3 protein-coding genes are annotated in these 2,196 nt (G+C 66.6%); all 3 read left to right on the forward strand.

What is annotated here, in order from left to right:
- A partial coding sequence (locus NTX40_04125; protein ID MCX5648271.1) for a TIM barrel protein occupies positions 1-553 on the forward strand: 553 nt, incomplete at its 5' end.
- Positions 554-572: 19 nt separating this feature from the next.
- A complete protein-coding gene (locus NTX40_04130; GenBank protein ID MCX5648272.1) occupies positions 573-1,715 on the forward strand; it encodes a Gfo/Idh/MocA family oxidoreductase in 1,143 nt (380 codons plus the stop codon).
- Positions 1,716-1,936: 221 nt separating this feature from the next.
- Positions 1,937-2,196, forward strand: a 260-nt coding sequence (locus NTX40_04135; GenBank protein MCX5648273.1) for a hypothetical protein, incomplete at its 3' end; no start/stop codon positions are given.

The following is a 2,196-nucleotide window of genomic DNA, read 5'->3' on the forward strand; positions in this document are numbered from 1 at the left end:
CACGGTGCAGCCGCCGACGATCTTCAAGGAAGTGGACGCCCAGACGGCCCGGAAGCGCGTCGTCGAGACCTGGAAGGTCTGCACGCGGGAGGCCGCCGACCAGGGCCTCTACGTCACGTGGGAGTTCGAGCCGGGCTTTGCTTTCAACAAGCCGTCCGACATCCTGCGGATCGTCGACGAGGTCGACCACGAGCGGTTCGGCGTTCTGCTCGACACCTGCCACGCGCACATGGTGGCGGCCGTCGGGTCGCGCCAGCCCGGCCCGGTCGAAACGCTGCCCGGCGGGGCGGTGGAACTGGTGCGCCGCCTGGCGGGCAAGATCAACCACATTCACATCATCGATTCGGACGGCACGCTGCACGGCGACGAGACGAGCACGCACGCGCCGTTCGGCGACGGCCTGATCGATTGGGACGAAATGGTGCCGGCCCTCAACGACGCCGGCGTGCCGCACAACTGGTGGACGATCGACCTGTGCTTCTGGCCCGACGCCTGGGCTGTGACCGAGCGGTGCAAGAAGTTCGTGAACAAGTTGAACGCCCGGTTCGGATAAGAGCGAGGAGACGACTGCCATGGCCAAGCCGCTGAACGTCGGCATGATCGGGTACGGCTTCATGGGCCGCGCCCACTCCAATGCCTATCTCCGGGTCAGCAACTTTTTCGACCTGGCCTACCGGCCGGTGCTGAAGGCGGCCTTCGGCCTGGAGAAGGCGAAGACGAAGCAGTTTGCCGACCGCTGGGGTTACGAGTCGGTCGAAACGGACTGGCGCCGGTTGGTCGAGCGGGACGACATCGACATCGTGGACATCTGTGCGCCGAACAACATGCACAAGGAAATGGCCATCGCCGCCGCCGAGGCCGGCAAGACGATCCTGTGTGAAAAACCGCTCGCCAGGAACGGCGCCGAAGGTAAAGAAATGGTCGAGGCGGTCGAGAAGGCCGGCGTGCCCAACCTGGTATCGTACAACTACCGGCGCGTGCCGGCCGTCACGCTGGCCAAGCAACTGGTGGACGAGGGCCGGCTCGGCCGCATCTTCCACTACCGGGCCGTGTTCCTTCAGGACTGGACGATTTCCGCCGACCTGCCCCAGGGCGGGGACGGGCTCTGGCGCCTGGACGTCGCCGTCGCCGGCAGCGGCGTCACAGGCGACCTCCTGGCCCATTGCATCGACACCGCCCTATGGATGAACGGGCCGATCCAGAGCGTGACGGCAATGACCGAGACGTTCATCAAGAAGCGCAAGCACACCCTCACAGGCAAGGTTGAGCCGGTCGGCATCGACGACGCTTGCGCTTTCCTCGCGCGGTTCGGGAACGGCTCGCTGGGCGTCTTCGAGTCGACGCGCTATGCGCGCGGGCACAAAGCCCTCTACACGTTCGAGATCAACGGCGAGCACGCGTCCATCGCGTGGGACCTGCACGACCTGCACCGCCTGAGTTACTTCGACCATCGCGACGAATCGATCGTTCGCGGCTGGCGGTCCATTCACGTGACCGACAGCGACATGCCCTACATGGACCACTGGTGGGTGCCCGGTCTGGCGATCGGTTACGAGCACTCGTTCGTCCACCAGGTGGCGGATTTCTTCGAGGGCCTGGCGGCCGGCAAGCCGGTCCATCCGACCTTCCGCGACGCCCTCGCGACCCAATACGTGTGCGACGCCGTCCTGGCTTCGGCCGGCAAAGGAACCTGGCAGTCCGTCGCCGAGGCCTGAGAGCCTCTAACAAAACGCCATCGCGTGGCGGCAGCGAGGGACAAAGGGACCCGCCTTCGCCGAGGCTTCGGCGGGCAGGCTCCGGGACGGAGGCGGGTGGCGCGATGGGCGCTTGGTTCGCCGGCCCGCTTGTCGAAGCGCAGCGGAGACCCGCCGTAGCCCAAAGGGCGAAGGCTGGGCGGGCCGCTCTCCTCGCGGGGCCCCTCCAGAACGGGAGAACCATGGCCGACGAGCGACGCGGCATCGCCGGGGCAGGCAACTGGATCATCGACCACCTCTATATCTGCGACCGCTGGCCGCAGGAAGAAACCCTCTCGAACATTCTCGAAGAGGCGCGCGGCACGGGCGGCGCGCCGTACAATTGCCTCCTGGACGTGGCGAAGTTCGGCCCGCCGCCGGGGAAAGAGGCTATTCCCCTGGAGGCCGTCGGACTGACGGGCGACGATGCCGACGGCGAATTCATCCGCGCCCAGATGGCCGA

It is taken from the genome of Planctomycetota bacterium, assembly GCA_026387035.1.
Taxonomy (GTDB): Bacteria; Planctomycetota; Phycisphaerae; order FEN-1346; family FEN-1346; genus JAPLMM01.